The 24260-nt window shown below is 64.3% G+C and carries 22 protein-coding genes and 1 pseudogene; 14 read left to right on the top strand and 9 right to left on the bottom strand.

Going from position 1 to position 24260, the window contains the following annotated elements; all coding sequences use genetic code 11:
- Positions 1 to 2 precede the first annotated feature (2 nt).
- Entirely contained in the window at positions 3 to 470 is a 468-nt protein-coding gene (locus tag P1IM2_RS11445) for a hemerythrin domain-containing protein (protein ID WP_082819801.1), read from the bottom strand.
- Between the two features lie 194 nt (positions 471 to 664).
- Between P1IM2_RS11445 and P1IM2_RS11440 the strand changes: the two genes are divergently transcribed.
- The gene (locus tag P1IM2_RS11440) at positions 665 to 1393 is read left to right on the top strand and encodes an enoyl-CoA hydratase/isomerase family protein (protein ID WP_062900716.1); all 729 of its coding nucleotides are present in this window, start codon (positions 665 to 667) and stop codon (positions 1391 to 1393) included.
- 225 nt (positions 1394 to 1618) lie between these two features.
- Here the strand turns inward: P1IM2_RS11440 and P1IM2_RS11435 are convergent, their stop codons facing one another.
- Positions 1619 to 1822, bottom strand: coding sequence for a hypothetical protein (locus tag P1IM2_RS11435; protein WP_186402564.1), 204 nt, complete (start codon positions 1820 to 1822; stop codon positions 1619 to 1621).
- Between the two features lie 327 nt (positions 1823 to 2149).
- On the opposite strand from P1IM2_RS11435, the pseudogene P1IM2_RS11430 reads away from it, so the two are divergent.
- A pseudogene (locus tag P1IM2_RS11430) lies at positions 2150 to 3312 on the top strand (IS30 family transposase).
- 38 nt (positions 3313 to 3350) lie between these two features.
- On the opposite strand, the gene P1IM2_RS11425 reads toward P1IM2_RS11430, so the two are convergent.
- Complete coding sequence (locus P1IM2_RS11425; protein WP_186402563.1) at positions 3351 to 3734, bottom strand: hypothetical protein; 384 nt, start codon at positions 3732 to 3734, stop codon at positions 3351 to 3353.
- A gap of 257 nt (positions 3735 to 3991) precedes the next feature.
- Between P1IM2_RS11425 and P1IM2_RS11420 the strand changes: the two genes are divergently transcribed.
- Positions 3992 to 4486 carry a GNAT family N-acetyltransferase gene (locus P1IM2_RS11420; protein WP_062900719.1) on the top strand — a complete coding sequence of 165 codons (495 nt, stop codon included), beginning with the start codon at positions 3992 to 3994 and terminating at the stop codon, positions 4484 to 4486.
- Here the strand turns inward: P1IM2_RS11420 and P1IM2_RS11415 are convergent.
- The 3 genes from P1IM2_RS11415 to P1IM2_RS11405 all read right to left on the bottom strand — a co-directional run bounded on the left by P1IM2_RS11415 (position 4475) and on the right by P1IM2_RS11405 (position 7087).
- The gene (locus P1IM2_RS11415; RefSeq protein WP_186402562.1) at positions 4475 to 5581 is read right to left on the bottom strand and encodes a S41 family peptidase; all 1107 of its coding nucleotides are present in this window, start codon (positions 5579 to 5581) and stop codon (positions 4475 to 4477) included. The two genes, P1IM2_RS11420 and P1IM2_RS11415, sit on opposite strands and share 12 nt — an antisense overlap.
- A gap of 117 nt (positions 5582 to 5698) precedes the next feature.
- Entirely contained in the window at positions 5699 to 5899 is a 201-nt protein-coding gene (locus tag P1IM2_RS11410) for a hypothetical protein (RefSeq protein WP_062900721.1), read from the bottom strand.
- Between the two features lie 51 nt (positions 5900 to 5950).
- Positions 5951 to 7087, bottom strand: a complete 1137-nt coding sequence (locus P1IM2_RS11405; RefSeq protein ID WP_186402561.1) for an acyltransferase family protein — start codon at positions 7085 to 7087, stop codon at positions 5951 to 5953.
- Positions 7088 to 7177: 90 nt separating this feature from the next.
- Here P1IM2_RS11405 and P1IM2_RS11400 point away from each other — a divergent pair, with 90 nt between their 5' ends.
- The gene (locus tag P1IM2_RS11400) at positions 7178 to 8029 is read left to right on the top strand and encodes a LytTR family DNA-binding domain-containing protein (RefSeq protein WP_062900723.1); all 852 of its coding nucleotides are present in this window, start codon (positions 7178 to 7180) and stop codon (positions 8027 to 8029) included.
- A gap of 6 nt (positions 8030 to 8035) precedes the next feature.
- Here P1IM2_RS11400 and P1IM2_RS11395 read toward each other — a convergent pair whose 3' ends face one another.
- Positions 8036 to 9553 carry an acyl-CoA carboxylase subunit beta gene (locus P1IM2_RS11395; protein WP_062900724.1) on the bottom strand — a complete coding sequence of 506 codons (1518 nt, stop codon included), beginning with the start codon at positions 9551 to 9553 and terminating at the stop codon, positions 8036 to 8038.
- A 70-nt stretch (positions 9554 to 9623) separates the two neighbouring features.
- Between P1IM2_RS11395 and P1IM2_RS11390 the strand changes: the two genes are divergently transcribed.
- The 4 genes from P1IM2_RS11390 (at position 9624) to P1IM2_RS11375 (ending at position 13683) form a co-directional block, all read left to right on the top strand.
- Positions 9624 to 10127 carry a thioredoxin family protein gene (locus P1IM2_RS11390; RefSeq protein ID WP_186402560.1) on the top strand — a complete coding sequence of 168 codons (504 nt, stop codon included), beginning with the start codon at positions 9624 to 9626 and terminating at the stop codon, positions 10125 to 10127.
- Positions 10127 to 10906, top strand: coding sequence for an SDR family NAD(P)-dependent oxidoreductase (locus P1IM2_RS11385; protein ID WP_062900726.1), 780 nt, complete (start codon positions 10127 to 10129; stop codon positions 10904 to 10906). Before P1IM2_RS11390 ends, P1IM2_RS11385 begins: the two co-directional genes overlap by 1 nt.
- A 112-nt stretch (positions 10907 to 11018) precedes the next feature.
- On the top strand, positions 11019 to 12617 hold the full coding sequence (locus P1IM2_RS11380; protein WP_186402559.1) for a S10 family peptidase: 1599 nt from the start codon (positions 11019 to 11021) through the stop codon (positions 12615 to 12617).
- A 160-nt stretch (positions 12618 to 12777) separates the two neighbouring features.
- Entirely contained in the window at positions 12778 to 13683 is a 906-nt protein-coding gene (locus tag P1IM2_RS11375) for a DMT family transporter (protein ID WP_062900728.1), read from the top strand.
- On the opposite strand, the gene P1IM2_RS11370 is transcribed toward P1IM2_RS11375, so the two are convergent.
- Positions 13680 to 14636, bottom strand: coding sequence for an L-threonylcarbamoyladenylate synthase (locus P1IM2_RS11370; protein ID WP_062900729.1), 957 nt, complete (start codon positions 14634 to 14636; stop codon positions 13680 to 13682). The genes P1IM2_RS11375 and P1IM2_RS11370 overlap by 4 nt on opposite strands.
- Before the next feature lie 53 nt (positions 14637 to 14689).
- On the opposite strand from P1IM2_RS11370, the gene P1IM2_RS11365 reads away from it, so the two are divergent.
- The 6 genes from P1IM2_RS11365 to P1IM2_RS11340 all read left to right on the top strand — a co-directional run bounded on the left by P1IM2_RS11365 (position 14690) and on the right by P1IM2_RS11340 (position 23321).
- A complete protein-coding gene (locus P1IM2_RS11365; protein WP_186402558.1) occupies positions 14690 to 16432 on the top strand; it encodes an acyl-CoA dehydrogenase in 1743 nt (580 codons plus the stop codon).
- Between the two features lie 113 nt (positions 16433 to 16545).
- On the top strand, positions 16546 to 18837 hold the full coding sequence (locus P1IM2_RS11360) for an EAL domain-containing protein (RefSeq protein WP_062900731.1): 2292 nt from the start codon (positions 16546 to 16548) through the stop codon (positions 18835 to 18837).
- A 666-nt stretch (positions 18838 to 19503) separates the two neighbouring features.
- Complete coding sequence (locus tag P1IM2_RS11355; protein WP_062900732.1) at positions 19504 to 21459, top strand: ribonucleoside-diphosphate reductase subunit alpha; 1956 nt, start codon at positions 19504 to 19506, stop codon at positions 21457 to 21459.
- Between the two features lie 12 nt (positions 21460 to 21471).
- Positions 21472 to 21861 carry a hypothetical protein gene (locus P1IM2_RS11350; protein WP_062900733.1) on the top strand — a complete coding sequence of 130 codons (390 nt, stop codon included), beginning with the start codon at positions 21472 to 21474 and terminating at the stop codon, positions 21859 to 21861.
- Positions 21862 to 21892: 31 nt separating this feature from the next.
- Positions 21893 to 22954: a ribonucleotide-diphosphate reductase subunit beta gene (locus tag P1IM2_RS11345; RefSeq protein ID WP_062900734.1), complete on the top strand. Its 1062-nt coding sequence runs from the start codon at positions 21893 to 21895 to the stop codon at positions 22952 to 22954.
- 136 nt (positions 22955 to 23090) lie between these two features.
- Positions 23091 to 23321, top strand: a complete 231-nt coding sequence (locus P1IM2_RS11340) for a hypothetical protein (RefSeq protein ID WP_003038743.1) — start codon at positions 23091 to 23093, stop codon at positions 23319 to 23321.
- Positions 23322 to 23474: 153 nt separating this feature from the next.
- On the opposite strand, the gene P1IM2_RS11335 is transcribed toward P1IM2_RS11340, so the two are convergent.
- Positions 23475 to 23981: a hypothetical protein gene (locus tag P1IM2_RS11335; RefSeq protein WP_234178538.1), complete on the bottom strand. Its 507-nt coding sequence runs from the start codon at positions 23979 to 23981 to the stop codon at positions 23475 to 23477.
- Between the last annotated feature and the right edge of the window lie 279 nt (positions 23982 to 24260).

Genomic DNA, 24260 nt, shown 5'->3' with positions numbered 1-24260 from the left:
TCTCAGGCCGTGCGGCGCCCACGCTCGCGGGGTGGCGGCGCCTCGGCCTTGAACAGCGTTTCGGCCACCGGGTAAAGCTCGCTTTCCTCGCGCGCGATCCGGTCGCCCAGCGCGGTGAGGATCGCGCGCGTTTCGCCGCAGAAGCCAGGCCAGTCGGCCTCGACGCGCAATTGGGTCCAATAGCTGTCATAGGCCTCGAACGCCTCGGCGATATGGCCCATCTCGTCGACGAAGCGCGCGGCAAGTTCGGCAAGCACCGGCTCGCTCTTCGCCTGCAACCGCGGATATAGCGCCCAATCCTCGCACTTCAGATGGCGCACCAGCGTGTCGCGAAACATGCCGCGCACCGCGGCCAGCTCGGTCGGCCGCGGCGGGCGCCGCGCTGCAACAAATTCGATCATGAAACCCGACAGGGTGACGAGCGCCGCATGTTCGGCGCGCAATCGGCGCATTTCCTGCGTCAAAGGCATGAACCACCCTCCAGTCGAGCGGTCCCTCGCTTGTCTAAATAGCGCCGCATGCTGAAAAGAGCGTTAAGCACGCGCCGCCATGCGCCCACCGGGTCCGCCGCCGCGAGCGGCGCCGTCGGCGTCGTCGTCGGCACCGACTGGACTTGCCCACAGCGACCGCCCATGCTGGCGCGAAACGGGATGGAGATCGGGTGATGACGGATCTGGTATTGCGCGCCGACGAAGGCGGGATCGCGACGCTGACGCTCAATCGAGCCGACAAGCGCAATGCGCTGAACCTCGCGCTATGGGCTGAACTCGACGCGCATATTTCGAACCTCGCGGCCGCGGGCGATGCGATCGGAGCGGTCATTTTGCGCGCGAACGGGCCGGTTTTCTGCGCCGGCAACGACCTGAAGGAACGCGGGGTCGAAGCGCCGCGGCTGCATTATCAGGCGTCGATCGTCACCCGCCTCGCCGAGCTGCCGCAACCGGTGATCGTCGCGGTGCAGGGCGGCTGCTTTACCGGCGGGCTCGAACTGGCGCTGGCCGGCGACATCATCATCGCGGCGGAAAGCGCGCATTTCGCCGATACGCACGGCAAGTTCGGGCTCGTCCCCATCTGGGGGATGAGCCAGCGCCTGCCGCGCCGCGTGGGCGAATGGAAGGCGCGGGAGATGAGCTTCACCGGGTTGCCGGTCGACGGGCACGAGGCGGCCCGCATCGGCCTCGCCAATCATTGCGTCGCCGACGAGCGGCTCGACCTTGTAGCCCGCACCCTCGCCGAAGCCATCGCCGCCCAGTCGCGCCACAGCGTCCTCGCCTACAAGCGGCTGTACCGCGAACAAGCCGACCTTCCCCTCGCCGCCGGCCTCGCGCACGAAGTGTTCAACAGCGCCGGCGTTGCGCCGGACGTCGCCGAAAGGGTGGCGCGGCAGTTCTGACGGTCGCGGGGTGGCAGTTTGGGGTGGGAGCGGACGTTAGTTTATGAGATACAGCACGATTGAAACGGGTACGCTAATCAGGACCGAAATGCTTAAAATTGCGACGATCCAAGCTGCCGCGCGACCATGGCGGTCGTCCACATGCTCAATGGCCGTTTGTGCAAGATCTACGATCAAGATTTCCATATCGACATTACCGGGGCCAAACATGTCTGCAATCGGTCGTCAGGCGCCGCTCCGAAGCCAAGGCGTCGTTGCAGTAATCTCCGCCATCGCGGCGCCTTCTGTGCCGAACATACCGGATTGATATCCGGACGACCAGTAGGTCCCGGCGATCTGATCGAACGCTTCAAAAACCTCTTCATACTCGAAAAAGCCATCCGTCCGTTTGTAGACGCGCACCTTCCTCTCGCCGTTCGGACTGATCATTTCGTGAATTAGGTCCATGCGGCCCCTCTTCGCATTGGGGTGTAAGTTCCGCAATCGGTCGCTTCCGGTCGTGCTTTCCATTTCGGCGACGAACGGCTGAAATGGGGTGGATGCTGTTGAAAAAGTCCGAAGGGGGTTTTGACGGGCAACATCGGAATCGGCCTAGTGCATTGTGAGCATCAATCATTCGCGAGCCCGAGCAGCCGTGAATCATTCTTGCTGAGAATCGATGTGCGCGTCGCCGCGGCCGACTTTTTCAACAGAATCGGGTGGTGGGTTCAACGGGTCGTCGCAACACTTCATTCTTTGAGGAGAAGGAGTGTTGGGATGAAGCAGCGTCAGCGGATTTATTACTCGGCGGCACAGCGATCCGAGATTTGGGACCGGTGGCAGCGCGGGGAGTCGATGAGTTCGATCGGGCGGCGGTTTGATCGGCAGTCGTCGTCGATTTTCTCGGTGCTGTCGCCGTCGGGCGGCATTCGTCCGTCGGAGCGCAAGCGGTCGGAGCGATCGCTCAGCCTGAGCGAGCGCGAGGAGATATCAAGAGGCCTTGTCGCCGGCCGCTCGCTCCGAGCGATCGCAGCCGAGCTTGGTCGGGCGCCTTCGACGATCAGTCGGGAGGTCGGGCGGGGTGGCGGTCGCGATCGGTATCGCGGGACCGTTTCGGATCAGGCGGCGTGGGACCGCGCGCTGCGGCCCAAGCGGTGCAAGCTGGCTTGCTATCCCGCCTTGCGCCGAACAGTATCGCGCAAGCTGCGCCGCAGTTGGTCGCCCGAGCAGATCGCTGGCTGGCTAAAGCGCGGCTTTCCCGACGGAGAGCAGCACCGCGTGTCACACGAGACGATCTACAAAAGCCTGTTCATCCAGGCGCGCGACGTCCTGAAGAAGCAGTTGCTCGAGCATCTGCGGGCGAAGCGCACGATCCGCCGCTCGCGACACGCCAGCTTGAAGAGCGACGGGCTTGGCCAAATCAAGGATGCGATATCGATCAGCGAGCGCCCCGCTTCGGTCGAGGACCGCGCCGTGCCCGGACATTGGGAGGGCGATCTCATCTCGGGCGCGCGAAACAGCCATATCGTGACGCTGGTCGAACGCCAGTCGCGCTATGTGATCCTGGCCAAGGTGGCGAACAAGGATGCCGCCAGCGTCGTCACGGCCCTGATCAAACAGGCGCGCAAACTGCCTCGCGAGCTCTATCAGTCGCTGACCTGGGACCGCGGCAAGGAGCTTGCCGATCACCGCGGCGCTTCACCTTGGCTACCGAGGTCGAAGTCTATTTTTGCGATCCCCAAAGCCCGTGGCAGCGCGGCACCAACGAAAACACCAATCGCCTGCTGCGCCAGTACCTGCCCAAGGGAACCGAGCTCTCCTTGCACAGCCAGGCCAAACTCAGCGCCATCGCTCGCCAGCTCAACGAGCGACCAAGAAAAACCTTGATGTACCAGACACCAGCTGAAATGTTCGCCGAGCGTGTTGCGGCGACCCGTTGAACCCACCGTGGAAAGCTGACATTGATATATCATACGTTTTAGGCAGCACCCACAATGCTGTCTGGCGCAATGATTGCCTCAGCAATATCCCTAAACACCACCATCTTATATTGCTCTCGGAATCTGTAATTTAGCTTCCAGAAATCATGAATCTCTTCGCGGAAGTCGACGCCGCACTGAAAAATGAACGAGCTGAGCGGCCCCATTCCAAAAACATCGTCGACCGGGTCTACCCGCTCATCGCGTGAGATGTTTTTGAGGGCCTCCCATGCCATAGAGGGTTGCGCGAATATCAGTCCATCGAGCAAATCTGTATACTCAACCTCAATGGGCTCTCCTTGAGCGACCGTGAGGTTTGCAAGTCTCTCGGCTATCCACGCTTCCGCGATTGCCTCGGTATCTGGACATTCTGTCATCCGCATAGCGTAGCGGAAGCTGCAATGTCCGCAATCGGTCGATGCTGTTGAAAAAGTCCGAAAGGGGTTTTGGCGGGCAATATTGGAATCAAGTTATTTACCTATGCGCATCGATCGTTCGCGCAGCCGGGACTTCATGAATCATTATTACTAAAATTCGACGGGCGCCGTGCGGCGGCCGACTTTTCAACAGTATCGGTCGTTTCCAGACATCCCCGCCCCCGAAAATTGACAACCGCTCTGCTGCCCGACAAAGCGCCGGCATGACCCTTGCCATACGCTCCGCCACCCGCGCCGACCTGCCGTTGATCGCCGACTTGATTCGCGCGCTCGCCGACTATGAAAAGCTAGCCCACGAAGTCCGCTTCGACGACGCCACACTCGGTGCCAAGCTGTTCGGCGAACGCCCTTATGCCGAAGTAGTGATCGGCGAGGTCGATGGCGTGGCGCAAGGTTTCGCGCTCTTCTTCCACAATTTTTCGACCTTCGAGGGCAAGCCGGGCATCTATCTCGAAGATTTGTTCGTCCGTCCCGAAGCGCGCGGCGCCGGACTCGGCAAGGCGCTGCTCGCGCATCTGGCGCAGCTTTGCGTGGAGCGCGACTGCGCGCGTCTCGAATGGTCGGTGCTCGATTGGAACGCCCCCGCCATCGGCTTCTACCATAGCCTCGGCGCGCGGATGATGGACGAATGGACGGTGATGCGCGTCGATGGCGACGCGCTTCCCGCCCTCGCCCGCGCTGCGCCGTCAGCTGCCTGACGCACCGGGGCGGCGGCGCCGCTCCATCGGCCAGCTCGGCATGTGCGCGTCGGACAGGCGCTTCGCCTCGCCCGGCGCAATCCCCAATTCGGTCAGCGCGCGCTCCAGCGCCGCCGCAGCCGGAACCGCGATATCGGGCTGCACCCCTGCGCCTTCCCAATCCTTGCCCGTCGCCGGATCATAGGTCCGCCCGACCGGGATGAAGGCGGTAAAACCACCGCCCAGTTCTTCGCCGCGCTCGAAATGATTGGCGCCGCCGGTCGGCGCGCCGATCAGCACCCCGCGCCCGCTCGCCTTCATCGCCAGCGCGAAATGTTCAGCCGCTGACGCGCTCGCGCCGGACGTAAGCACATAGACTTTCGCCTGCGTCAGCCGCGGGTCGCCGTTCGGCATCGCCCAATGTTCGCGCGTCACCATGGCCGGGTCGCCTGCGACCGGCCGCATCGAGGAAATGCCGTCAATCGGCGAGCCGCCTTCGGCGTCGACCGATGCGCGCGTTGCCATCGCGACGAGCCGCGTCGGCTTGGCGAACAGCCAGGGAAAGATGACGTCCATCTGCTCGATCCCGCCGCCATTGTGCGACCTTATGTCGAAGATGATCGCCTTGGCGTCGGCGTGATCGGCCATGAACTGCGCCGCCGCCTGCGTGACCGCCGCGTCGTCCGGAAAGACGTTGAAGCGGATGAAGGCGATGCCCGGCGCGATCCAGCCGGGCTGTTCGATCGCGGGCTTTTGCGGGCGCGGCGCGGCGGGCGTTCCGGGCGCCGCATCCGCGCCCTCGGGCGGCTTCACGCGCAGATGCCCGTCGGGCGACACGCCCTGCACCGCCGCGCCCAGCGCCTCGGCGAGCGCCGCGCCGGTCAGGGGGGCATAGCGCCCCGCCGCAATCCCGGCGCGCAGGGCAGCGGCGTAACGCTTGCCGATATCGGGATAGACATAATTGGCTTGGAGCTGCGCGGCATAATGTTCGGCGACGACGTCGGACGGCACCGCCGCACCGGCATCGGCCGCCATCGCGGCGGGTATAGGCAGCATTAGTGCCGCGGGGCTCGCCGCGAGCAACAGCAGGGACAGGGGAAAACGGCCAGGCATCATATCGGTCTCCATCGAAAGGATATTCGGCGCGACCGGTCCCCGTCCGGCGCCGCGCCGTCCGACGAAGCTGTATCATATCTGCAATACAGATCAACTACAATTGTAGTCGATGGATGATCAGGCGCGTTTGCGCCCCACCCAGATCAGGACGACGCCCAGCACCGCCAGGACTGCGCCGTTGCGCGTCCACACGATGTCGCCCAGCATGAAACTGCTCGCGGGCCAGCGCACGATGTCGAGTCCCTGCAATATCCACAGCAAGCCCATCAGCACCATCGCGACCCCGACGATCGCCGCCAATCCTCTAACGATCTGCATGTCAGCCTCCCCTTTTTCTTGCAGGGAAGCTGACACAAAGCCGCGCCGCTGTCACGCGCGGCGCTGAAGCCCGATCAGCGGCCGCAGCCAGTCGATCCGCCGTCCGCCGAGATAAAAGGCCCAGCATCCCGCGACCGTCGCCGCGACGAGGATCAGGAAGGCCGGCAACGCCGCGACCTGCCCCTGCAACAGCCACCAGCCGACGACGACGATGATCGTCTGATGGATGATGTAAAAGGGGAACACCGCCTCGGCGAGCATGGCGCGCCTTGGATGGTCGCGGTTCGCAAAGCGGTCGGCAATCCCGACCAGCGCGACGATCGTCGCCCAGCCCTGCACCAGTCGCACGACCATGAAGATCGTCACGATTCCCGCCGGGACCGGGCCTTCGTCCGGCGTGCTCCACATCGCCCAGGCGATATAGCCATAGGCGGCGACCGCGAGCAGCGCCGCCGCCGGCCAGCGGCGCGCGACGCTTTCGAAAAGCACCGGCCGCTCGCGAAGTAGCCAGCCGATAAAGAAGGGAACCAGGTAATGGAGATGGTTCGGCCCGTCGTCGACCAGCGCGTGCGTCTCGTGATAGCCAGGAAAGGCGAACAGGATGGCGAGCCATATAGCGAGCGGCGCAATCAGCAACCCCCAGCCGCCACACAACCGCGCCGCACCATCGGCGATCTTGGTCCGCGCCCGCTCGGGCACCAGCACAAGAGCCGCGACCGCGAGCAGCGTGTAAGCGAACAGATAGACGACGAACCACAGATGCTGCCACGTCGGCAGCACGATCCCGTCGAGCGTTCCGAAGCGGAAATAGTCGTGGACCCAGAAGTAGCCGAAACCATGCGCATAACCATGCTGGGTCGCCAACTCGATCCACGGCTGCACCGGAATGACGACGATGATCCCGAAGGCGAGCGGGATCAGCAGCCGTGCGCTACGCGACCGCAGGAATGCCCCCGCGCCGCCGAGCTTGGCGAACAGCGCGGCGCTGGCATAACCCGACACGAGGAAGAGCAGCGGCAATCGCCAACTGTTCGTCGCCATCATCGGGATTTGCACCCAGTCCATCGGATGCGGCGTTTTGACATGCCACCCCCAAGGCACGAAATACATCCCGATATGATAGAGGATGAGCAACGCGAACGCGCCGATGCGCAACCAGTCCATCCCATAATGCCGTGTCGTCACCATACCCAAATCTCCTTTGCCGGGCCCCGCCGCAGCCGCTAATCGGGATGGCGGCAGCCGGGCGACGGCGGCGGGACGAATTGCGGAGCCGATGTGACGGAGAAGGACGGGCGAGGGACGAGCGGCGGCGCGACCGGGACGAGCGGTTTCGGCCCGCGCGCGCTGACCTTGCTCGCCTTCGGGGCGCTGCTTGCCTACGGACTCATCCGTATCACCTCGAACGTCTATTCCTATCTTGCCGACCGCCGCGCGGCGGGCGTCGATGTGACCGCGGCGACCGCATGGACTTACGAAAGCACCAGTCTGCTCGCCTGGGCGTTGATGATGATCGTCTGCTGGTTCAGCGTCCGCACCGTCCGCCCACCGCGCTTCGGCTGGCGCACGGCGGTCGCGATCCATGCCGCGCTCGCCTTTCCTGTGTCGCTCGCGCATATCGCGCTGATGGTCGGCTTTCGCATGCTCGCGTGGCGGCTATCGGGTGGCACCTATCATTTTGAATCGCCCGACGGGACGCCGGTCTTCTATGAATTGCGCAAGGATCTGGCGACTTATGCCGAGCTGATCCTGCTCATGTTCCTGATGCAGTGGCTGATCGACCGTTACGCCATGCCGCCGGTCGCAATCGTCGCGCCGACGACGCTCGCGGTCGGCGACGGATCGGTAACGCACCACTTGCCGGTCGCCGAGATCGAGCATGTCACCGCAGCGGGCAATTATGTCGAGATCGCATGGCGTGGCCAGCGCCTGCTCCACCGCGCGACATTGAGCGCGATCGAAGCCGAACTGGCCCACGCGGGTTTCGTCCGCATCCACCGCGGACGCATCGTCCGCAAACAGGCGGTCCGGCGCGTCGTCACACATAAGAGCGGCGATTTCGAGGTCGAGATGGAAAGCGGCGAGATGCTCCGCGGCAGCCGGCGGTTTCGGGAGAAGCTGGAGGGCTGAAACGCCTTAATCGAGCACCCGCCACGCCAGCTCGGCGAACTCGCAAAGCAGCGGCCGCGTATCCCTGGGATCGATGATGTCCTCGACCCCGAATTTCTCAGCGGTGCGGAACGGCGAGCGGACGAGGTTGAGCCGTTCGCGGATCGCTTCCAGATGCGCCGCTGGATCCTCCGCCGCCTCGAGCTCGCTCTTGTACGCGACCTCGACCCCGCCCTCGATCGGCAGGCTGCCCCAGTCGCCCGAGGGCCACGCAAAGCGGTACTGGAAGCGCTCGGCGTTCGACATCGCGCTGCCCGCGATGCCATAGGCCCGCCGCACCACAACCGACGCCAGCGGCACGCTCGCGCGGTAGATTGCGTTCATCGCCTGCACGCCATAGCGGATCGTCCCCGTCCGCTCGGCCTCGCCGCCGATCATGAAGCCCGGATTATCGACCAGATGGACGATCGGCAGCCGGAACTGGTCGGCGAGCTTCACGAAGCGCTCGGCCTTCTCGCTCGTCTTGGCGTCCCACGATCCGCCCAGATAGGTGGGATCGCTCGCCAGCACCGCGACCGGATAACCGTCCAATCGCGCAAATGCGGTGATCACCGCTCGCCCCCAACGCGCGCCCATTTCGAAGAAGCTGCCCTGGTCGAACACCGCTCCCGCGATGCGCCGCATCGAATAGACCTGCTTTGCCTCGCGCGGAACGACCGACAGCAGCGCCTCGTCGCGTCGGACGACCGGGTCGCTGCACGGCGTCCGCGTCGCGCGCTCATGGATCGACGACGGCAGGTAGGACAGGAACCAGCGCGCCCGCGCAAAGGCCTCGGCCTCGGACGCCACCTCGTCGTCGACGACGCCGTTGCGCGTATGGACGTCGACCCCGCCCAGCTCCTCGCGGTCGAGCGTGTCGCCGATCGCCGCGGCGACCGCGGGCCCCGCCGCGAATAATTGCGACAGCCCGCGTACCATCACGCTGTAGTGGCTCGCGACGACGCGCGCGGCACCCAGTCCTGCGGTCGGCCCCAGCGCCAGCGCGACGACCGGCACGGCATCGAGATTGGCGATGATCTCGTCCCAGCCGGGTACGTGCGGGATATAGGTATAGCCCATATCCTCCAGCGTCTTCACCGACCCGCCGCCGCCGGTGCCGTCGATCATGCGGATCAGCGGCAGGCGATATTCGTGCGCCATCGCCTCGCACTGGATGAACTTGCGGTGCAGCGCCGCATCGGCCGCGCCGCCGCGCACGGTGAAATCGTCGGCACTCGCGACCACCGGCCGCCCGTCGATATTGGCCCGCCCGAAGATGAAATTGGACGCGGCGAGGTCTTCAAGGGTGCCGTCGGGGCCATAAGCCCCCCGCCCCGCGATCTTGCCGATCTCGCGAAAGCTGCCCGGATCGACGATCGCGGCGAGCCGCGCGCGCGCGTCCATCTTGCCGCGGCTGTGCTGGCGCGCGACCTTCTCTTCGCCGCCCATCTTTTCGGCCATCGCGCGCCGCGCGGAAAGCTCGTCGACTTCCTTTTTCCAGCTCATGCCGATCAGGCTAGCTTACGTTGACGGAAACGTCATTCCGATTCTTCGCGCGCGCTGCTACCGTCGCGCGATGACCCGCCGCTTCGCCCTCGCGCTTGCCGCCGCGCTCGCTCTGACATCCCCTCTTTCCGCCGCAGCGGCGGCGCGCGCGATGCCCGGTTTTGCCGAACCCTACAAGACCGACGCTTTCCATCCCGACGACGATCCGATGACCGCCATCGACGCCGCGCTCGCTGCCGCCAGAGCAGCGGGCAAGCACGTGCTGCTCGTCATGGGGACGGGCACCTGCCACGACAGCGCGTGGCTCGCCAATCTGCTCGCGACAGATCGGTTCGCCCCGGTGCGGAGCCGCTATATCGTCGTGTTCGCCGATGTCGGGATGCCGCACGCCGGCCTGGTCCGGCATCCCGACGTTCCGGCGCGCTTCCGCTTCAAGATCAAGGGCACCCCGACCGTCGCGATCCTCGACGGCGACGGCCGCGTGCTCAACCGCAAGGCGGCGCCCAGATGGCGCAACGCCGCGAGCCGCAGCGACGACGACATCTATAACGAACTTATGGGAGAGGAAAACTGATGGCGGATATGAACCTTGGCGGTCGCACCGCGCTCGTCACCGGGGCATCGCGGGGGATCGGACGCGGCATCGCGCTGGCGCTCGCCGGGGCGGGCGCCGACGTTGCGGTCAACTACACCCGCGACGCGGACGCCGCAGCCGAAACCGTCGCGGCGATCCAGGCGCTCGGCCGCAAGGCCAAGGCCTATCAGGCGTCGGTCACCGACGAGGCGGCGAGTGCCGCGATGGTCGCTGCGATCGAGGATGATTTCGGGCCGATGTCGATCCTCATCAACAATGCCGGCATCGCCAGCCGCGGCCGGACGGTCGCCGACACCGACGCCGCCGAGGTCGAAAAACTCCTTGCCGTCCACGCGGTCGGCGCGCACCGGCTGAGCCGCCTCGCGCTGCCGCAGCTTCGCCAGCATGCGCGCAGCGACGTGATCGTCATTTCCAGCGTCGCCACGCTCCAGCACAGCGCCAACAGCGCGCCCTACACCATGGCCAAGGTCGCGGGCGAAGCGCTCGCCCTCGCGCTTGCCAAGGAAGAACTGCGGAACGGCGTGCGCGTCAATATTGTCGCTCCGGGCCTGACGATCAGCGACATGGGCGAACGACTGGCGCAGGCGATCACGGGTAATCCGGACATTCACCATCTCGACGCCAAATTCCCCTTCGGCCGCGTGTCCGATCCCTCCGACGTCGCTGCGGCGGTGCTCTGGTTCGTCAGCGATGCCAACCCCTATTGCTCGGGTCAGAAACTCAACATCGACGGCGCGGGGCAGGCGACTTTCCGATAGGCCCTTCTCGTCATTGCGAGCGGCGGAGCCACGTGGCAATCGAGAGTAGTGCAAACCACCCTGGATTGCTTCGCTCCGTTCGCAATGACGACCTAATGCAGAGATCGACCGTATGAAATTCATCGCCGCCGCCGCGCTCGCGCTCACCCTCGCCGGCTGTACCACGGCGCAGTCGCGCGAACCGCGCGCAGCCGCCGAGAGTCCCGCCCCCGACGAACCGATGTTCACCCCCACCGAGGTCGAAAGCCGCGGTTCGGTGGAGGTCGGCGGCGTCGCCATCCCCTATCGCGCCGTCGCGGGCACGCTGATCGTCCACCCCAGGGGCTGGGACGACACCGTCGCCATCGAACGCAAGCGCAACAAGGATGCAGCCGCCGAGGTTCCGGCGTCCGAAGCCTCAATGTTCTACACCGCCTATTTCAAAGAGGGCGCGCCCGCCGAAACGCGGCCGATCACCTTTCTGTTCAACGGCGGGCCCGGATCGCCGACCTTGTGGCTCCACATGGGCGCCTATGGCCCCCAGCGCGTCGAAACCCCCGATCTTGCTCATGGCAGCGCGCCCTATCGCACAGTTCCCAACGAGCACAGCCTGCTCGACGTCTCCGACCTCGTCTTTATCGATGCCCCCGGCACCGGCTTCAGCCGCGTCGCCGGCAAGGACAAGGAAAAGGCATGGTTCGGCGTCGATCAGGATATCCACGCCTTCACGGTCTTCGTCCGCGATTTCCTGTCGAAATACGGCCGCTGGAAATCGCCCAAATATCTTTACGGCGAAAGCTATGGGACGATGCGCGCCGCCGGGATGACGCTGGCGCTGCAACGGCAGGACATCGACCTCAACGGCGTGATCCTGCTTTCGGACATTTTGAACTGGGATCTCGTTCCCGACGATCCGCAAGTCAATCCGGGGGTGGACCTTCCCTATATCGTCTCGCTGCCGACTTATGCCGCGACCGCCTGGTATCACAAGCGCGCGGGCGCGGGACGCGAGCTCGCGCCGTTTTTGAAAGAGGTCGAGGCCTTTGCGACCGGCGACTATGCGCTCGCGCTGCTCAAGGGCAATAACCTGCCCGATGCCGAACGACAGGCGATGGCGGCCAGGCTCCACGGATATACCGGCCTGCCGGTCGACTATCTGCTCAAGACCAATTTGCGCATCGAATATGGCGCGCTGCAAAAGGAGCTGCTCGCCGACAAGAGCGAAACCACCGGCACGCTCGACACCCGCTTCACCGGGGCAACGCTTGATCCCTTGAGCAAGACCGCATCCTACGATCCGCAGGGCAGCGCGATCGGCGCCGCCTACACCGCCGCGTTCAACGATTATGTCCGCGGCACCCTGGGCTATGGCGCAGGCAAGCATTATGAAGGCGGGCTCGATGTCTATGGCAGCTGGGATTACAAGCACCAGCCGCCCGGCGCCGGCCAGCCGCTGATCGCGCTCCCCAACGTCCTCCCCGACCTGGCGGTCGCGATGAAGCAGAATCCGAAGCTGAAGCTGCTGGTAACGGGCGGCTATTTCGACATTTCGACGCCCTATTTCGCCGGCCGCTACGAACTCGCGCACTTGCCCGTACCCAAGCAATTGCAGGCGAACATAGTCTATAAATATTACCCCTCGGGCCACATGGTTTACGTGAACCCCGCGCTGCTCGGCGAGATGCACGACGACGCCGCGGCCTTCATCCGCGGGACCGACGGGATCGATTAGAAAGCGCCGCTCGACTTATTCAGCTCGTCATTGCGAGGAGCCGAAGGCGACGCGGCAATCTCAAGCTATCGGCCTTGTACAAGGCCGATAGCTTGAGATTGCTTAGCGTCGCTCGCAATGACGATTCCAACCCATGTCATCCGGCTCTACAGCACCACCCATGCGCCCCGATTCGCCCTCGCCCGTCATCCCCTTCCTGATCGCCTGCGCGGGGATCGCGACCTTTTCGGCGATGGATGTGCTGATGAAGGGGCTGTCGATCGACATCGGCGCCTATAATGCCGTGCTCTGGCGGACCGGCGCCGGCACCCTGTTTAGCGGCCTTCTCTACCTCGCCTCTCGACCGGCCGCCTGGCCCGATACCGCGACGATGAAGATCCACGCGGTGCGCGCGCTGTTCGTCGCGGGGATGGCAATCACCTTCTTCTGGGCGCTCGCGCGGTTGCCGATGGCCGAAGCGATCGCCCTTGCCTTCGTGGCGCCGCTGATGACGCTCTACATGGCGGCGATCTTCTTGGGAGAGAAGATCGGCCCGCGATCGATCGCCGCTTCGTTGCTCGGGCTGGTCGGCGTCGTGGTCATCGTCGCGGGCAAGCTCGGACAGGGGCAATATGAGGCGGAGGCGTTGCTCGCGGTCGGTGCGGTGTTCCTGTCGGCGATCTTCTATGCCTACAACCTCATCCTCGCGCGGCGGCAGGCCAAGATGGCCGAACCGATGGAAATCGCCTTCTACCAGAATCTGTTCGTCACCCTGTTCCTCGGCCTCGGCGCGCCGTGGTTCGCATTGCCGCCGGGCAGCGCCCATGCGCCGCACATCGTCGGCGCCGCGATTCTCGCGACGATCTCGCTGCTGCTCCTGAGCTGGGCCTATGCCCGCGCCGAGGCGCAGATCCTTGCGACGACCGAATATACCGGCTTCCTCTGGGCGATGATGTTCGGCTGGTATTTCTACGCCGAACCGGTGACGCTGCCGACCATCGCCGGCGCGCTGCTGATCGTCGCCGCCTGCCTGATCGTCGCGCGCAAGACCCCGCAGCTCGATCCGATCGAGCCGGCGGCTGCCTAGACCGCCGCGCGCGCCAGCCGGTCGTTGATCGCCGCGCCCAGCCCTTCGGCCGGGATCGCCGCCACCGCGATGCGCGGCTTCGCGCTCGCCGCCCCCGCGTGCAGCGCATCGAACAGATGCGCCGCAGCCTCGGTCAGGTCGCCCGCCGCGCTCAGATTATAGTCGCCGGCCAGCGCGCCGAAGCCGATGCCATATTCGTCCGCCGCGAAGTCGTGTGCGCCCAGCCGCACGGGCTTGCCTGGCGCATAATGGCTAGCGAGCATCCCCGGCGCGACGATCTCCGGTCCCGCAACGCCCGTCACCGGCAGGCCGCTCGCCGCGCCCAGCATCGCGGCGGTCACCGGCCCCGGCCGCAGCATCTCGGCCGCGCCGTCTTTCACCCGCGCGATCGTCGATTCGACCCCGGCGCGCGTCGCGCCGTCGTCGATCACCAGCGCGACCCGGCCGTCGAGGCTCGCCAGCACATGCTCCGCCTTGGTCGGGCTCACGCGGCCGCTCGCATTGGCGCTCGGCGCGGCGAGCGGCGCGCCAGTCGCGGCGAGCAATGCCTGCATCGCGCGGTGTTCCGGCACACGCAGCGCGATGGTATCGAGCCCCGCCGTCGCGATACGCGCCACCGGACAATCGGCCGTGCGCGGCACCACCAGCGTCAGCGGCCCCGGCCAGAACGCCGCCGCGAGCGCCCGCTCGGTCGCGCCGAACACGCCCAGTCGCTCGGCCGCCGCCAAGTCGGGGACATGGACGATCAGCGGGTTGAAATCGGGGCGCCCCTTCGCGGCATAGATGCGCGCGACGGCTTGCGGGTTGCGCGCGTCGGCGGCAAGCCCATAGACGGTCTCGGTCGGCACCGCGACCGGCCGCCCTGCCGCGACAAGCTCCGCAGCGCGCGCAATGGCATCGGCCCCGTAGGGCGCGACCTTTGTTGCCACACTCTCGTTTTGACGCTCGGCCATGCCGCGCTATAGCGCCGGGCGCAACGGAATCACCCCCAAAAGCGGGAAACCCCATGACCTATACGGCGCCGACCACCGAACAGCTCTTTGTCCTCCAGCATATCGCGCGCATCGATGCGATGGCGCAGCACGACCGCTTTGCCGCGGCGACTCCCGACATGGTCGAGGCGATCGTCACCGGCATCGGCGACTTCGCGGCCGAGGTCTATGCGCCGCTCAACCGCGTCGGCGACGTCCAGAACCCGATATGGCAGGACGGCAAGGTCACGATGCCCCCGGGCTTCAAGGAAGCCTATAAGCAGTTCGTCGAGGCCGGCTGGGGCAGCATCGACGGCCCCGCCGCCTATGGCGGACAGGATCTGCCCTTCACCCTCGCGACGGTGATCATCGAAGCGCTGGGCAGCGCCGACATGGGCTTCACCCTTTGCAACATCCTGACCCCCGGCGCGATCCACGCGCTGATTGCCTATGGTACCGAGGAGCAGCGCCAGACCTGGCTGCCTAAGCTCGTCACCGGCGAATGGAACGGGACGATGAACCTGACCGAGCCTGCCGCGGGCAGCGACGTCGGCGCGCTGCGCTCGACCGCGGAAAAGGTTACCGAAGGCCCCAATGCGGGCCTCTACAAGATCAAGGGCCAGAAAATCTTCATCACCTTCGGCGAGCATGACCTCACCGACAATATCGTCCACCTCGTTCTCGCCCGCACACCCGGTGCGCCCGAAGGAACGCGCGGCATCTCGCTCTTCCTCGTGCCCAAATACCGCCTCGACGACGCCGGCAATCCCACCATCTCAAACGGCGTCCATTGCGCCTCGATCGAGCACAAGCTCGGTATCCACGGGTCGCCCACAGCGGTGATGGTCTATGGCGAAGGTGAGGATTGCCTAGGCGAGATCGTCGGCGACGAGATGGGCGGTATGAAGGCGATGTTCGTGATGATGAACAACGCGCGCCTGATGGTCGGCTGCCAGGGCGTCCAGATCGCCGAGCGCGCGACGCAGCAGGCGCAGCGCTACGCCGCCGAGCGCGTCCAGTCATCGCTCGCAGGCAGCGCCGACCGCACCCCAGTCACGATCGAGCACCACCCCGACGTCAAGCGCATGCTGTGGCGGATGCGCGCCCAGACCGAGGCGGCGCGCGCGCTCATCTATTATGCGTCGGCACAGACCGATTTCGGCAAACTCGGCGACGAAGCCGCCGCGCTGCGCGCCGAAGTCCTCATTCCGCTGGCAAAGGCGCACGCAACTGACATCGGCTGCGAGGTCGCCAGCCTCGGCGTGCAGGTGCATGGCGGCATGGGCTTCATCGAGGAAACCGGCGCCGCGCAGCATTATCGCGACGCGCGCATCGCGCCGATCTATGAAGGCACCAACGGCATCCAGGCCGCCGACCTCGTCGGGCGCAAGCTCGGGATGGCGGGCGGCGAAGGCGTGCGCAGCCTGCTCGCCGACATCACGCACGGCGCCGCCGGCCATCCCGAACTCGCCGACCTTGCCGCGGCATGCACCGCGGTCACCGACTGGCTCGAACAGGCGAACGCGCCCGACCGGCTCGCGGGCAGCTACCCCTATCTCACCATGCTCGCGACCGCGACCTGCGGCTGGCTGATGGCCGTCGAGCAGCAGGGCGCGCGCGCCGCGCTCGACGCGGGCGATAGCGATACCGCCTTCCTCGAAGCGAAAATCGCCTCGACGCGCTTCTATCTGCAACAGATCGTCCCCGCGGCCACCGGCCTCGCGCCCTCGGCGCTCGCCGGCGACGCCGCGCTGGAGCCACTGCCGCGCCTTGGTTGACGCCGGAAAAGCCGCGCCGCGCACCGCGATCGGGCGGCGCGGTTTCCCGGCATGATTAACGCGATGCTAACCAGGTTCAGTTAATGCCAACGGGTCATTTTGGAGACCCGTGCGTGCCAGTTAAGGTCAAGAGCCTTTTCATCAGTTGGCGAACGATCGCGCTGGCGCTGTTGCTCAGCGTGGCCGCGGGCCTGTCGTCGATCGCCGAACCCGTCGACCGCATCCTAGAAAGCGCCGTCGGTGCTGTCGCTTGGCGCCCAGTGTCGGGCGACATCGTCGTCGTCGCCCTCGACGACCGGACAATCGAAAAATATGGCCGTGACGATTTTTCAGTCGGACGCCACGCTCAAGTCATTGATGCAGTCGACCGGGCCGGCGCCAACCGGCTGTTTGTCGACTTTACCTACGAACGGCGCCGCAACGATCGCGACCTTCCGCTGCTTACCAATGCCGTAAAACGAATGCATGACCGTATCATCCTTGCCGCGGCCACAAAATCGGTCCGCGGGACGACGGCCGAGCTGAATAAACTGCCTGGTCCAGCATTCGGAAATGAATTTCAGGTTGGCGTTATAGGCTGGGAATTCGCGTTTTGGCAGGTCTGGCGAATTCCTGCGGCGGTAACGGTCGACGGGCGGTTGATGCCCAGCTTTTCGGCAATGATGGCGCATTATCATCCTCTTGCCGCGAGCGTCTATGCGCTCGACTATTCGTACAATGTCGATTCCATTCCGACCTACAGCGCGGCTGACCTGCTTTCGGGCAAGGTCGGCAGGCGCGAACTGGCGGGCAAGGATGTCATCTTTGCCGCGACAGCCGAAGCATTTCAGGACATCCATTATCTGCCCGGCAAAGATCGCGTGCCCGGCGCCTATGTTCATGTCGTCGGCGCCGAAACATTGAAGCGCGGCACGCCGTTCGACATCGGTTGGACGCCGGCCTTCGCGCTCGCCGCCATCGCCCTTATCACCGCCTTGTCACTACGCCAGACGCGGTGGTACAATCTTGCAGTCGCCGCCACGGTTTCGGCGTTGATCGTTGGCAAGTTTGTTTTGATGACGATGCTGATCAGCAGTTCGATTGGTGCTGGCCTGTTTTTCGTTGCGACTGTTACTGCCAATGTTTCGCGGTCGAGGCGTCGCCGGTCGGCGCAGCGTGAGAATCCTTTGTCCGGCTTGCCCAATTTCGAGGCACTGCGCACCCAGCAGTCTTTCGGCAGTGCGACCGTAATATCCGCTAAGGTCGTAAATTTCGAAGACCTTGCCGCCTTCATTCCAGGCGAGGGACTGAGCAAGCTCGTCGGGCAGGTGACCCGCCGGCTTCAGCTCGCATCGCAAGGAACCACCCTCTATCACGATCTCGACGGCACCTTCGCGTGGCTCGTCCCCTATTATCAGCACAGCCAGATCGAGACGCAACTCATGGGGCTCGCCGCGCTGTTCAACGCGCCGCTGACGATCGACGAGTTGAAGGTCGACGTGTCGATGGCTTTCGGGGTCAATGACGAGTTCGAAGGCTCGAACGCGCAGCGTCTCGCCGCCGCGCTCGTCGCCGCCGAAAAATCGATCCGCAGCCGCGTCCTGTGGACCAAATATACGCCGCAGCAAAAAGACGATGCGGGTTGGCAGCTCAGCTTCCACTCGCAGCTCGAGGATGCGCTGAATGCTGGCGACATCTGGGTCGCCTTCCAGCCGCAATATCAAATCGCGACGCGGCAGCTCGTCGGGGTCGAGGCGCTCGTGCGCTGGACGCACCCCACGCGCGGACCGATCTCGCCCGACGAATTCATCGTCCAGGCCGAAAAGAGCCAGGACATCTATCGCCTGACCCTGTTCGTCATGGACCAGGCGATCCGTTCGGCGGCGCAGTTGCAGAAACTCGGCACCGAAATTCACATGTCGGTTAATCTCTCTGCGACCCTACTCGATCACAAGGATCTCGTCTCGACGATCCGCGTCATGCTTAGCGCGCATCATCTGCCGCCCGAACGGCTGACCATCGAAATCACCGAAACCGCGCAGATCGAAAACAGCCTCCAGGCGCGTCAGACGCTCGCGCAGATCCGCCGCGCCGGCATGCGCCTGTCGATCGACGACTATGGCACGGGGCAGTCAAACCTCGAATATCTGACCGAAATCGAGGCTGACGAGATCAAGATCGACAAGCGATTCGTCATGACCATGCGCGATTCGCAGCGCAACCTCGAAGTGGTCAAATCGACCATCGATCTCGCCCACCGCCTGGGCGCCACCGCAGTCGCCGAAGGCATCGAAGATGCGCAGACAATGGCGCTCCTCGACCAGCTTGGCTGCGATATCGGCCAGGGCTATCTGCTTGGCAAACCACAGCTAATTAGCGACCTGCTCGCCAGCCTCTCCACCCCCTCCGACAGCCGCCGCGCCTAAGCTGCCAGATTGGCCGGGAATTTATAGTTAAGACTCGATTTACCATGTCGATTAAGGTATATGCTCCGTTAACTGTTCTTCGTGGGCAGTACCGACAGGAGATCTGACATGGGTTGGTTTTGGCGATTCCTGGGTGGCGGCGGCTCCGGCAACGGCGGCACGTCGGCTTAACCCGAACGAATTTCAAAGATTGGGCCTCGGCATTGCCGGGGCCTTTTCTTTTTGGGGTAAAGCCCTTCTCCCGAGGCACCCGACATCTTGTGCCGCCGCACCGATTTTTTGCGACAGCGATGCTCTTTCGCCACATATGGCCGAACCCCGCGGAAACGCTGGCGATCGCTCCCTGAGGCGTGCTTTTCCATCGACGAGTTGAATCAAATCAGCGACGAACCGAGTCCCTAATCTGTCATTTACTCTCTTGCATCGTCGCGCCGACGTGGCACTATAGATGGTGGGTAGACCACGGGGGCACCCCAAGAATTAGTATGCGGCCGAAAGTGGCGGATTTCCGCGCTCCATCCCATATGGGGGCGGGAAGCAGCTTTTTGCGTCCGAAAATAAGTGCCACCCGGCGGTCGAATGGTGCTAGGCTGGGGCTTCGCCCTGAGTCGAACAAGACGGGAACAGACTGCGCCGCTGCGCGGTCGGAAAACGGGGCATTGAAACATGGATTTTCGCGAGACCGAACGGGTGGAGACAAGCGACGTGGCGACGGTGGAACTGACAAAGAATGACGCTCCGGCAGCGCCCGAATCGGGTGCCGAATCAAAGGCTGCGGCACCCGCCGCAAAGCTCAACGATTCGTCGGAGCCCAAGGTGCATGCGCGCCGATTCGAGGTCGTCACTGATTCGTCGCGCGATTCGCTGCTGACCGATTTCGGCAAGGAAACCTTGCAGGACCGTTATCTGCTCCCCGGCGAATCCTATCAGGATCTCTTTGCCCGCGTCGCCTCGGCCTATGCCGATGATGCCGAGCATGCGCAGCGCCTCTACGACTATATCTCGAAGCTGTGGTTCATGCCCGCGACCCCCGTTCTTTCGAACGGCGGCACCGGCCGCGGCCTGCCGATCAGCTGCTACCTCAATTCGGTCGACGACAGCCTCGAAGGGATCGTCGGCACTTGGAACGAGAATGTCTGGCTCGCGTCGCGCGGCGGCGGCATCGGCACCTATTGGGGCGCGGTGCGCGGCATCGGTGAACCCGTGGGCCTCAACGGCAAGACCAGCGGTATCATCCCCTTCGTCCGCGTGATGGACTCGCTCACCCTCGCCATCTCGCAGGGCAGCCTTCGCCGCGGCTCGGCCGCCTGCTATCTCGACATCTCGCACCCCGAGATCGAGGAGTTCCTCGAGGTCCGCAAGCCGTCGGGCGACTTCAACCGCAAGGCGCTGAACCTCCACCACGGCGTCCTCATCACCGACGAATTCATGGAAGCGGTGCGCGACGGCAAGGAATTCAACCTCCGCTCGCCCAAGGACCAGAGCGTCCGCGGCACCGTCGACGCGCGCAGCCTGTTCCAGAAGCTCGTCGAGACGCGCCTCGCGACGGGCGAGCCCTACATCATCTTCATCGACCAGGTGAACCGCATGATGCCCAAGCATCATCGCGATCTCGGGCTCAAGGTGTCGACCTCGAACCTCTGCTCGGAAATCACGCTGCCGACGGGCCGCGACCATCTCGGCAACGATCGCACCGCGGTCTGCTGCCTCTCGTCGCTCAACCTCGAAACCTGGGACGAGTGGAACGGCGACAAGCGCTTCATCGAAGATGTCATGCGCATGCTCGACAATGTCCTCCAAGACTATATCGACCGCGCGCCGCCCGAAATGGCGCGCGCCAAATATAGCGCCAGCCGCGAACGCTCGGTCGGCCTCGGCGTCATGGGCTTCCACAGCTTCCTCCAGGCGCGCGGCCTGCCGTTCGAGGGGGCGATGGCGAAGTCGTCGAACCTGCGTATCTTCAAGCATATCCGCGCGCAGGTCGATCAGGCGTCGATGCTGCTCGCCAACGAGCGCGGCCCCTGCCCCGACGCCGCCGACCAGGGCGTGATGGAGCGTTTTTCGTGCAAGATGGCGATCGCGCCGACCGCGTCGATCAGCATCATCTGCGGCGGCACCAGCGCGTGTATCGAGCCGATCCCGGCGAACATCTACACGCATAAGACGCTCTCGGGCAGCTTCTCGATCCGCAACCCGCACCTCGAAGCCCTGCTCGTCGACAAGGCGAAGAACAGCGACAATATCTGGAACTCGATCCTCGAGCGCGGCGGCAGCGTCCAGCACCTCGACTTCCTGACGCAGGACGAAAAGGATGTGTTCAAGACGAGCTTCGAAATCGACCAGCGCTGGCTGCTCGAACTCGCCGCCGACCGCACGCCCTATATCGACCAGGCGGCGTCGCTTAACCTGTTCATCCCGGCGGACGTCGAGAAATGGGATCTGCTCATGCTCCACTACCGCGCGTGGGAACTCGGCATCAAATCGCTCTATTATCTCCGCTCGAAATCGGTCCAGCGCGCCGGCTTCGCGGGCGGGGTCGAGGCCGACAACACGCCCGAGGCGGCGAAGTTCGAGCTTTCGGCCGAGAGCACCGATTATGACGAGTGTCTGGCCTGCCAATAAGGATCTAACCCCATGAACAAGAATGCGGGTTGTACCCTCGCGGCGGTCGGAGCAGCGATCATTCTACTGCTCGTCTTCCTGATCGGCTATCCGCAGTATCGCGTCTATTCGCAACGCCTGGCGGGCGAGGCGGCGCTAGCCGAGGCGCAATCCTCGCGCCAAGTCGCAATACTTGAAGCTCGCGCAAAAAAGGAAAGCGCCATCTCGCTCGCCGATGCTGAGGTTATTCGTGCCAAGGGCGCCGCTCAGGCTAACGCTATCCTGCAGAACAGCCTTGGTGGCCCCGAGGGGTATCTGCGCTACCTTCAAATTCAGGCGCTCGAAGGGACCAAGGCCAGCCTGATCTATGTTCCGACCGAGGCGGGTTTGCCCGTCACCGAGTCACGTCGTCTTGACCAATAATCACACGCCATTCTGATCCGAGGAAACGCCGATGCCATTGCTCGAAGCCCGCAAAACCTACAAGCCCTTCGAATATCCCTGGGCCTATGATTTCTGGAAGCGCCAGCAGCAGATCCACTGGATGCCCGAGGAAGTGCCGCTGGGCGAGGATTGCCGCGACTGGGCGCAGAAGATCAGCGACCATGAACGCAATCTGCTCACCCAGATCTTCCGCTTCTTCACCCAGGCCGATGTCGAGGTGCAGGATTGCTACCACGACAAGTACGGCCGCGTGTTCAAGCCGACCGAGGTCAAGATGATGCTGACCGCGTTCAGCAACATGGAAACCGTTCACATCGCCGCTTATTCGCACCTGCTCGACACGATCGGCATGCCCGAAAGCGAATATGGCATGTTCCTCGAATATGACGAGATGCGCGCCAAGCACGACTATCTCGGCACCTTCGGCGTCGACAGCGACGAGGATATTGCGCGCACGCTCGCGATGTTCGGCGGCTTTACCGAGGGGCTGCAGCTGTTCGCCAGCTTCGCGATGCTGATGAACTTCCCGCGCTTCAACAAGATGAAGGGCATGGGCCAGATCGTCAGCTGGTCGGTGCGCGACGAAAGCCTGCACTGCGAAGGCATCACGCGCCTGTTCCACGCCTTCGTCAAGGAACGCGACTGCCTGACCAAGACGGTGAAGGAAGACATCATCGATTGCTGCCAGAAGACCGTGCGGCTCGAGGATGCGTTCATCGACCTTGCCTTCGAACAGGGCCCGGTTCCCGGCATGACGCCCAAAGAGATCAAGCGCTACATCCGCTACATCGCCGACTGGCGCCTGGGACAGCTCGGTTTCCAGCCGATCTACATGATCGACGAACACCCGCTGCCCTGGCTCGCCCCGCTGCTGAACGGCGTCGAGCATGCCAATTTCTTCGAAACGCGCGCCACCGAATATTCGAAGGCCGCGACGCGCGGCGACTGGAACACCGTGTGGACCAGCTTCGACAGCCGCAAGAAGGCCAAGGCGAACGACGACCCGGCCGCCGCGAGCAGTGACGATGGCGGCGACGACATGTTCAAACAGGCCGGCATCGCCGCGGAGTAACCAACGAACCCCTCTCCTTCAGAGCCTGCCCCGGCGCAGGCCGGGGGGAAGAGCAGCGAAGCTTGCCGGCTTGCTGGCTTGACGAAGCGGGGTGGGCCACACGGCACGAAACGATGATCGAAAAGAGAAGTCGCAAATGACCGACAAGAAAAAACTGAAATTGCTGATCCTCAGCCAGCCGCAACGCGCCTGCCTGGAGGGTCTGTCGAACCGCCGCCCCCAACTCCCCACCGACCCCGTCCGCGACGAACTCGTCGAGCTGGGTCTGGTGGCGCAACAGGGCGCGAAATGGACGCTGACCCCGACGGGCAAGAAGGTGCTGGCGGCGGGGTCGAACCGGCGGAACAAGGGCGGGTTTTCGGTTTGATCCGAAACCTGCGACGGTTATTGCGGCAGACATGACATTATAGCCGACGCAATGGCCCATGGATGCCGGATCAAGTCCGGAATGACGATGGGGAGGAAGCCAGACCGCTTAGCGTCTTCGTGTGAAATCCGAAAGGCCCGCCCCCGGCCACCCTCAATTCACCGTGACCCCGCTCGGCACCGCTTTCACCCCCGCCGCCGCGAACAGCACGCCACCGCGCACCGCTTCGGGGGAGCCTTCGAGCAGCGGCAGCTTCACCAGCTCGCGCGTTGTCTCGCTGTCGTCGTCTACGACCAGCCGCAGCGAGGCGATGCCGATGTCACTGCGTTCAACAACCACATCGCGGATTGTCGCCAGAGGCCACGACAGGCTGTTGCCGCGATAGAGGCGCATACCGTCGTGAAAGATCCAGGCGTCGCGCTGGCGCCACAGGCGGAAACAGGTCGACAGGCCGATCGCCGCGGCGATCATCGCCGTCGTCGCCACCGCATCGCCGAAGACCAGGTTCCGCAGCATCGCGCCCATGCCGTCGCCGCGCACCGGCTCCGCCTGCCCCAGCGCCAGCGCCGCCAATATCAGCGCGCAAACGATCGCCCCCGCCAGCAGCGGTTTGGGCTTCAGCCGCGCGATCACGACGATCCTTCTGTCCCCATTGCTCATCAACCGCACAAATAGGGACAGCTGCGCCCCGACGCCAGCCCCGCCAGCGCAACCCCGCCGCTTCCCGTTTCCACGCCCCCGGCCCCGTGATCCCAGGCGAAGGCCGGGGCACACAGCAACAGTCCCACCCGATCCTCCCTTTGGCGAAGCCATGGGGAGCAACCGTCTTCAAGCTTTCCAAGGCTGCTCATCTCGGATGATGGCGTTGAGCGCGACGACGAGTTTTCGGATGATGGCGACGATGATGAGCTTTGGGGGTTTTCCTGCGTCGACGAGGCG

The sequence above is a fragment of the Sphingopyxis sp. P1IMeth2 genome (assembly GCF_900185685.1).
Taxonomy (GTDB): domain Bacteria; phylum Pseudomonadota; class Alphaproteobacteria; order Sphingomonadales; family Sphingomonadaceae; genus Sphingopyxis; species Sphingopyxis terrae_A.
This window is presented reverse-complemented; position numbering and strand designations above follow the sequence as displayed.